Source organism: uncultured Holdemanella sp., from assembly GCF_934772795.1.
In the GTDB taxonomy this organism is placed as follows: Bacteria; Bacillota_I; Bacilli_A; order Erysipelotrichales; family Erysipelotrichaceae; genus Holdemanella.
The window spans coordinates 1-8,807 of record NZ_CAKVMR010000081.1 but is presented as its reverse complement, the minus strand read 5'-3'; the positions used below and the strand labels follow the sequence as shown (position 1 = coordinate 8,807).

The window sequence follows — 8,807 nt, the reverse complement described above, 5'->3', positions numbered from 1 at the left end:
ATTGACAGAAGCATTGGTGAATTTAGCTACTAATGCTTCTTTTATTTTTTAGTTATACAAACTCTGCAAAGTTAAGGATACATAGAGATTCCTTTCTTGACCTAAAGTCAGCTTTAGGTATTATACTAATTTAAGGAGGTAATTATGTCAATGAAAGTATTAATTGTATCAACAAGTTTAAGAACAAATAGTAATTCAGATATTCTCGCAAGAGAATGTCAAAGAGGGGCCATAGAAGCAGGGCATGATGTGGAATATGTTTCACTAAAAGGAAAGTCGATTCAGTATTGTATTGGTTGTTTGTCATGTATGAAGAGAGGTTGTTGTGTATTAAAAGATGATGTGGCAGACATTATGGAAAAGGTAAGGGATGCAGAAGTCATTGTATACGCAACGCCAATCTACTACTATGAAATGTGTGGTCAAATGAAAACATTACTAGACCGTTTAAATCCACTCTATAATAGTGAATATGTATTTAGAGATATCTACATGATCGCAACTGCAGCCGAAGATGAGGAAAGTGCATTTGAGAAAGCTTATAATGGACTTCAAGGTTGGGTTGACTGTTTTGAAAAGGCAGAATTAAAAGGGCTTGTGGCTGGTGCAGGTATTGGTGATGCGAATGATGCGATAAACCACAAAGAAGTCATGAAAAAAGCATATGAGCTTGGTAAGAACTTATAATGTTCCGCTAAATGACTTTGTATTATTCCGATAGATGTCTATTGATCCGATAAAATGATTAACAATAGTCCAAAATAGTTTGAAATAAAGCTAATTTGTACTTTTTTTCTTGTGTGTATAAATATTACGAGAAATTGATGATTTATACACAACAAAACAAAAAAATAGGGAACATTTGCAAGTAATATGACCATAAAAGTTCCCTAAGTTTTAATTGTAGTTGTTGTGAAAAAGTTGAAGTTCTTAGATGACTTATGATACAACGGTCGAATGGCGAGGAGCTATATTCAATTTAAACTAAAATGCAGGGTGAGGAGCCCGAAACGAGGATGACTTAGAACTCATCCTCATTTTTTTTGGGGATTATTTATAACTTGAACACAAATATAGGGAACATTTTCAGTACAATATGGCAGAAAAGTTCCCTAATTGTATTTATTATTTAGGGAACTTTTATTATAATATATAATGAAAATGTTCCCTAAGGAGTGAGATTATGAATGATTTGGTTAAAATACAGGCATTGTTAGAGGATAAAGCGGATTGTCAAGCTAGATTGAATTTATTACCTTATGATGGTTCTCCTGAAATAAAAGAACAAAGTGGTTCTCGTTATATATATGTAAGAAAACGAATTGCAGGAAAATTAACGTCAACTTATGTTGATGCCTATTCCGATGAATTGTATCAATTGCTGTTAAAAAATGCTAAAGATGCAAGGGTATTACGAAAAAGAATAAGGCAAATTGAAAAAGAATTAACATCTCTAGGGTATAAAGATTCTGAATTATCAAGCCGTGTTTTGCAAAATATTGATTTTGCACGTGCTAACATGAAATCTAATATTTATGACCAGGCTGTTTTAGAGGGTGTTGGGACAACTTTTCCACAAACAGAAGAAATTTTAAATAATGGAATTGTTAATGGTGTAAAAGCTTCAGATGTGCAGAAAATCTTAGATTTAAAACATGCTTGGGAATTTATTTTGCATAAAGATGTAATTCAGAGTACTTCAAATTATTATATGATTAGCCTTATCGCAAAACTAGTAAATGAAGGTTTTTATCTGGATGGTGGAAGAGTTCGTGGAGTTCCAGTCACATTTGGTGAAAGTAGTTATGTTCCGCCTATTCCAATTGAAAGTATTGTAAAAGAATCTATTGATAATATAGTGAATTCAAAAAAAGAACCTATTGATATAGCTATTGATCTATGCATGTATTGTATGAAAACACAAATATTTATTGATGGTAATAAACGAGCATCTGTGATATTCGCAAATCAATATCTAATTGCACAGGGTCAAGGATTACTTGTAATCCCAGAAAAGGAAGTGCCAAAGTTTAAAGAATTGTTAGTTAAATATTATGAGGGTGAAGATATTAGTGTCATAAATATATTTTTAAAAGAAAAATGTTGGAAAACTTTTTAAAGTATATTTCGCATTTTAATTAATACAATTTAGGGAACTTTTTAAGTGGAATAAGATAGAAAAGTTCCCTAAATGTACTTATAAATGGTGTTGATACATTTTACATTAATCAACTGAATAATATTTACAATTAACAATTGATTTGTTTTTTATATAATCGTATAATTTAAAACAGTTTTTAGGAGTTAAAAAATGGAAAAACGAAGAGATAAACGGAATATTGTTTATTTTATAATCAGTTATGTAATTAATAATTTGGCGAGTGGAGTCTTATATGATACGTTTGTGAATTATCTGCAAGAAGCACAAACTTCTATCGCCACATCCTTTTGGGCCTTTTATGGATATGCCACATTCATAAGTGCAGCTTTATTGTTGCTCGTGCCAAAGATTGGCTATAAAAAGTTATTACTATTTTGTTCCCTTTCAACGGCGTGTGCCTTTTTTGGCGCAGTATGCATGGATTTTACTTGGGCTTTATATATCGCAACCCTATTGGCATTGACGGGTGTGCAGCTGCACTTTATTATGCTGAGTCCTTTTATCGCTTGTTATACGGAAGCATTTAAAGATCAGGAAATACATTGGTATACAAGAACTTACTATATGGGATACATTGGATATTTCTTGGCAACATATCTTGGTGGAGCTTTTGTGGTAAAGGCGTTTAGTTGTGTTGCCAACATTTCATATGCGCAAGCCCAAGAGGCAACGCGCTATATGACGCATCTTTCATCGGGTTTACATCAATCTTATATGGATGCGAATCGAATTGTTTTATTGGTAGTCGGATGTATTGCGTTAGTTTCTCTGATTCCCGTTTTATGTATTTCGGAAAAGAAATCGGATTATCAAATGGAGCTAGCTCCAAGGATTTCTTTAAAGGAAAAAATCAATGGGGCAAGACAACTTTTATTAAACCGCTATTCTCGTGCTTATCTATTGTATTGGGCTTTGATCTCTTTTGCGATGGGCCTATTTACATCATACTATACGGTATATCTAAATCGAAATTTACATATTGATAAGGCAACCAGTTCTTTAATGGTATCCATTTCCTATGTTGCGATCGTCTTATTTATGTTTTTTACGCCGAAGTGTACAAAAAAATTTGGTAAAGTGGGAACAATCTTTTTAACGGTCATGGCATCCATTCCATTTATGTTGGTGATTGGAAATGGAAATTATTTTGGTAAATATGTTGTGCCAGTCGTAGGTGTTTCACTATTTATTCGTGCGGGCCTTGCGAATTTATCAAGTCCTGTGGACAGTGCTTTATCGATGGATGTCATTCCTAAAGATTTGCGTCCGATTTATACATCTGTAGTAAATTTTACAGCAGGCATTGTGAGTATATTGAGTGGCCATTTTACGGGAAAAATCTTATTTGTCCACCAATCTGGATATCAGCAGGCTTATTATTTAGCCGCTATATTATATGCGATTGCAGGTATTGTCCTTTACCATGGACTTCATGCCTTTAATCATAAAGAAAATGAAATAGTTTTAAAAGAGGGAGAAAACGATGAACAAATTATTTAAAAAACTAGGTTTTGGCGATAAGACGGCAAAGAACTTCTGGGCTATTATTATCGTTGCGTTTGGAGGAGCGATTATTTATGGCTTGCCATATTTTCGCTTTGATTACTATGATGCATATTTAGCTACGTATCATTTAACGAATACACAAATGGGTGTGTTTGGAAGTATTTTAGGAATTTTTGGTATGATTTCTTATTTGTTTGGAGGTATTGTGGCAGACCGCTTTTCTACAAGAATGATCTTAACGGTTTCTTTAATTGGAACCGGATTAGGTGGTTTTGTACACTTGTTACCATTGAACTACTATCAGTTACTTGTTCTTTATGCATTCTGGGGAATTTCAAGTTTATTCGCATTTTGGCCAGCCTGTGTAAAAGCTGTTCGTATTCTATCAGATTCGGATGATCAAGGAAAAGCTTATGGATTCTTTGAAGGTGGTCGTGGAGTTGGTGCTGCTTTGATGGCTATGGGTGCTGTTTTAGCTTTCCGTATTGGCATTGGTCAAATCAATAATGAAGTAGCGGGTATGAAAACAGTCATTGTTTATTATTCCGTTTTAACAATCGCAATGGGCATCTTTTGTTTCTTTAAAGTCGAAGATGGTCATATGGAAGCGAGTGAACGAATTTCTTTTAAGGGAATTGGTGAAGTGTTAAAGATGCCAGCCATCTGGATCATCAGTTTTGTGACATTCTGTAACTATGTATTTACCTTGTCTTTGTATTACTTTACACCCTATGCCACATCTATTTTAGGTGCTACTGTTACTTTTGGAGCTACACTTGCCGCTATGAAACGTTGGTTCTCTCTATTTGGAAATGTTGGTGGAGGTTTCTTCTCTGATAAGTTTGGTACAGGTAATGCTCTATTGATTTCATTTGTGGTCATGGCTTTGGGTACTGTGGGAATCTTATTATTGCCTACAAACTCAGGTTCGATTGTGCTATTTACAGTTTTATTTGTCTTGATTTATATTTTCTACAATGTCAACTATGCACAAACATGGGCTATGATGGATGAGGGTGCTGTACCGGAAAAGTATTCTGGAACAGCGGCTGGAATTATTTCTACAATTGGGTATTTGCCAGAAATTTTTGTATCTGTTTTAGCAGGTATGATGATTGATCAAAATCCAGGTGTAGGTGGATATCGTTTATTCTTTGGCTTCTTAGTGGCAATGTTAGTTTTAGGAGCTGTGTTTGTGTTAGTTTGGAAATCGTATTTAAAGAAACATTCGAAAGTAAATTAATATGGAAGCATTGTTTGAAAGAGTTTTTGTAGAAACTACAGTGGATACAGATCAAGATGGACAATATGATTTGATTGCGGTTTATATCAAACGTCCAAAGCTTAATGAAAAAGTTCCGGCTGTCTTTGTGGCCAATCCATATATGTTGCATTGCAATGAGGATTGGTATGATTTGTATGATGTAAATACAGATATTCAGGCCTATCCAAGTCAGAATATCAAGCGTGAGGATATCACGTTTTATCCAAAGGACCCTGTGGTTTGTCCTAAAAAAGAAGCAGAACAAATTGTGGAAAGCAGTCCATATCCAGAACCTGATCCAAGTGCTTATGAATGCATTTCCGATTTATATGACCATTTACTAGAGCGTGGCTATGCAGGCGTGTTTAGTGGTGGACTTGGTACAAGAGGTAGTGACGGATTAACAATGACGGGAAGTGAAGAGGAGATTCTTGCGTTTAAATCGGTCATTGATTGGTTAAACGGAAGAGCTCGAGCTTTTAGAGATAAGACAAGAACGGTACAGGTTTTGGCATCTTGGTGTACAGGTTCTGTTGCGATGTCTGCACGTTCTTATTTGGGTACAATGTGTATTGGGGTAGCCACAACAGGTGTAGAAGGCTTAAAGACAATTCTTCCTGAAGCGGGCATTTCCAACTGGTATGAATATTATCGTCATAATGGTTTAACTTTACCGGCCATGGATTGGCAAGGGGATGACTTGGATATTTTGGCAAAGTATTGTTTCTCACGTGCTTTGGATCCAGAAGATTTTGCAAGAATCAAACCTTTGTTTGAAAAGAATCAAAAGGCTCTACAAGAAGGGGAAGACAGACAATCTGGAAACTACAATCGCTTTTGGGATGAGCGTAATTATTTAAAACATGCCGATCGCATCCAGGCTTCGGTATTTATTCTTCAAGGTTTAAATGATTGGAATGTGAAGCCAGATCAGGGTATTCGTTTGTATGAAAAGCTTCAAGAACTTGGTAAAGATCGTATGATGTTGTTGCATCAAGGACAACATATTTATACGTATCATCTTGAGGATAGTCCTACATTAGGATTGATTGATCGTTGGTTGGATTATTATTTAAAAGGGATTGATACAGGTATTCAAAATGAGTCTAAGATTTATATTGAGAATAACTTAGATCAAAAGTTGTGGATGCAAGAAGAGACTTGGCCACCTAAATCTTATAAGTCCTATCATGCACAAGAGAATGGAAATCAGATGATTGTGGATGATTTGTCGAAAACAGTCTATGACCGTAAACAAAAAAACACAAAGGCATGGCTGGATGAGTTGGTTTTAACTCAAAATGCGCATTCGCTTTCTTTTGATTTAGAAACAATGAAAGAAGATACGCGCTTTGCGGGAAGAGCCAAAGTTTCTTTTAAGGCTCGCATCAAACAGCCTACGGCTATTTTAAGTGCAATGCTTGTGGAAAAAGGCAAACAAGTTCGTTTGACATCCAATTTGGATGGGGATGAAAATCGTTCTTTTATCTTTAAAATGGAGGAAAAACCATCCGATTATTTTGTGATTACACGTGGTTGGATGAATGCACAAAATCGTTTGAATAATTATTCAAAGGAAGCTATTGATCCAGATACTTGGTATACATATTCATTTGATTTTGTCAGCAATGACTATACGATCCCTAAAGGACATACATTATCATTGATCTTGTATGGAATGGATGTGGATCAAACGCAATTGCCATTTGTGGCAACAGAAATCGAAGTGGATACTGCTTCTATTGTTTGTGATTGTCCAATGGAATAATAAAGTGGGTTCAAATCGAAAGGATTTGAGCCTTTTTCAATGCGAAAAAAAAAGACCAGCAACAACTGGTCCACATTTAGAGAGTCCGGAAAGTATAATAATGGTTAGATATCAAATGTGTTAGAATGACTCTCTAGACGATATTATTCTAGCACGAATCTAAACCGTTGGACAACAAATTTTAGAGGAGAGAACTAGATATTATGCATATATTACGGAGAAGTCTAGTTCTCTAATCGATGTTAGATGAGTGGAACTCAAATGGGTGTTGGCTTGACGTACTCTCATCATTAAAATGACGAGATTCTCTTTCTCACAATGCGAGAAATGAAGCATCGCAAAGCTTTCAGCATAGTTCTAGACCTTGCATATAGTCTTTACATAACTCTTGTTTTTCGAGCATTTCCAATCCATGTGGACTGTACTTTGTATACTCATACTACATCCAGCAGGGCTTACGCCTAAGACCTGAACTAGATAAGGGATTCTTTAAGCTAGAATCCAAAGCAGTGTTTCATTGTGTGTCCACATTTTTTCATATTTAGAATCAATGTGTCCTGCATTTTGACAAAGTGTGGAAAATCAAAATGACAGGCTTTAAAATCAGGTGCAGTCAATGTATCGTCAGTATGACAAATCAGAAAGGCAGAATACAAATCTCTTTGTACTTTACATCCTTCAATCGTTTTAAATCTTTCGTTTAAAGTAGGTTTAATATATTCACCCGTATCATGGTGAAGTTGAGAAGCTCGGTATTGATGAATATCTATTTCGTAGTATGGTATTCCATACTGTGTTGCTTTTGTTTTTAAATCAGCCTGCATAAGACCTGGAGAACGCTTCTTGATGGAGCGTCCATAACGCTTTTTGCGTTTATATTTGCGTACCATCTTAACAGAGCCGTCTTTTTGTTTAATTGCCGTTGTCTCATCTTTACGCTCTGTCTTCTTTGATTTCTTTTGAAGAGCTTTAAAGTTCATTGGTTCAAGGATAAATTCGCTTGTGTTCTGAACGACTCTGTTGATAAAGGTATGATGTGAAGTCTTGATATAAGCAGACTGTTTTCGATAGAGCACGCGTATCTGTCGTTTCAGACGTCTACATCGTCTTGTGGTTTTCCATTTATGTCTTCCCTTTTTAACTGTACCATTTTTGTTGTAGTTATCTGGATTATGCTTTCGCATGGAGGCATCTATCAAATTCTGCTTGTGGCGGATCTCCTTTTCATATTTAGCTGATTCTGGAGCCAGTTCTTCCAGATGGACCTCGTTGTTTGAGGCTGTCGCAATCGTTGATGTTCCAAAGTCTACACCTGTACGATGTCCACCATCTTCTGACAGTTTGATTCGTTTTGGTGCATCACCTCGAAGTGTGATCACTACATAATACTTGAATCCACTGTTAAATTCGATTCTTTTTAAAAATGAATAAACAACATCTTCTTTTAAATCAACAGATGAAATGATGTTCTGAATATATTCATTCTTTGGGACACGAACCTTGTAGTAATGTTTCATAAAACATATGGTATCCCATCTTGAAAGTCTCACTCCTGTTGCAGCACATTTTTGTTTGATACAATCGAAACTATTATATCTTCGATAATGAAGATGACATCCATCCTCAAAAAGAACCTTTTCCACTCCCTTATATACAGCTTCAGCTTCTGCCTGTGCCTGATGAGAGTTGATGTAGTTCTTGAATTTCTTTTGTTCTTTGGATACGAACTTACACAAAGAAGTTTTCGTGAGATTATATTCTTTTTGTTTAATACACATGATATTGGACAACTCTTTTTTCTTCTTTTTTTCAGAAGCTGATAGTTCAGAACCTTTCTTTTTGGAAAATTCAGCTTCACCATAAGCTTTGCGTGCACCCACATATTCTTTATCATGAAATAAAGCATTCAACCGATTTGTAGCATATCGAACTAATTGATTATGCATCTGATTTGCATAGAAAAAAGACTTCGACAAAAAACGTTTCTCAGATCCACTTAGTTCCAATTGAAAACGTACTGTATACATATCGAAATCTCCTCATATAATATGTAGCGTAATCAGTTCAACACATTGTTGTTAAACAGATTGTATTTTTCTTCTTAATCC

General features: G+C 35.3%; 6 protein-coding genes. 5 read left to right on the top strand and 1 reads right to left on the bottom strand.

What is annotated here, in order from left to right; genetic code table 11:
- Window positions 1-144 precede the first annotated feature (144 nt).
- From Q0F04_RS10755 to Q0F04_RS10735, 5 genes are all read left to right on the top strand, one after another.
- Window positions 145-687: a flavodoxin family protein gene (locus tag Q0F04_RS10755; protein ID WP_295753181.1), complete on the top strand. Its 543-nt coding sequence runs from the start codon at window positions 145-147 to the stop codon at window positions 685-687.
- Between the two features lie 496 nt (window positions 688-1,183).
- A complete protein-coding gene (locus tag Q0F04_RS10750) occupies window positions 1,184-2,119 on the top strand; it encodes a Fic family protein (protein WP_295753179.1) in 936 nt (311 codons plus the stop codon).
- Window positions 2,120-2,311: 192 nt separating this feature from the next.
- Window positions 2,312-3,661 (top strand): MFS transporter, encoded by a 1,350-nt coding sequence (locus Q0F04_RS10745; RefSeq protein ID WP_295753176.1) that lies wholly within the window; start codon window positions 2,312-2,314, stop codon window positions 3,659-3,661.
- A complete protein-coding gene (locus Q0F04_RS10740) occupies window positions 3,645-4,910 on the top strand; it encodes an MFS transporter (protein WP_295753174.1) in 1,266 nt (421 codons plus the stop codon). Before Q0F04_RS10745 ends, Q0F04_RS10740 begins: the two co-directional genes overlap by 17 nt.
- A gap of 1 nt (window position 4,911) precedes the next feature.
- Window positions 4,912-6,699, top strand: a complete 1,788-nt coding sequence (locus Q0F04_RS10735) for a CocE/NonD family hydrolase (protein WP_295753172.1) — start codon at window positions 4,912-4,914, stop codon at window positions 6,697-6,699.
- Between the two features lie 494 nt (window positions 6,700-7,193).
- Here the strand turns inward: Q0F04_RS10735 and Q0F04_RS10730 are convergent, their stop codons facing one another.
- On the bottom strand, window positions 7,194-8,726 hold the full coding sequence (locus Q0F04_RS10730) for a hypothetical protein (RefSeq protein WP_295753170.1): 1,533 nt from the start codon (window positions 8,724-8,726) through the stop codon (window positions 7,194-7,196).
- Window positions 8,727-8,807 lie beyond the last annotated feature (81 nt).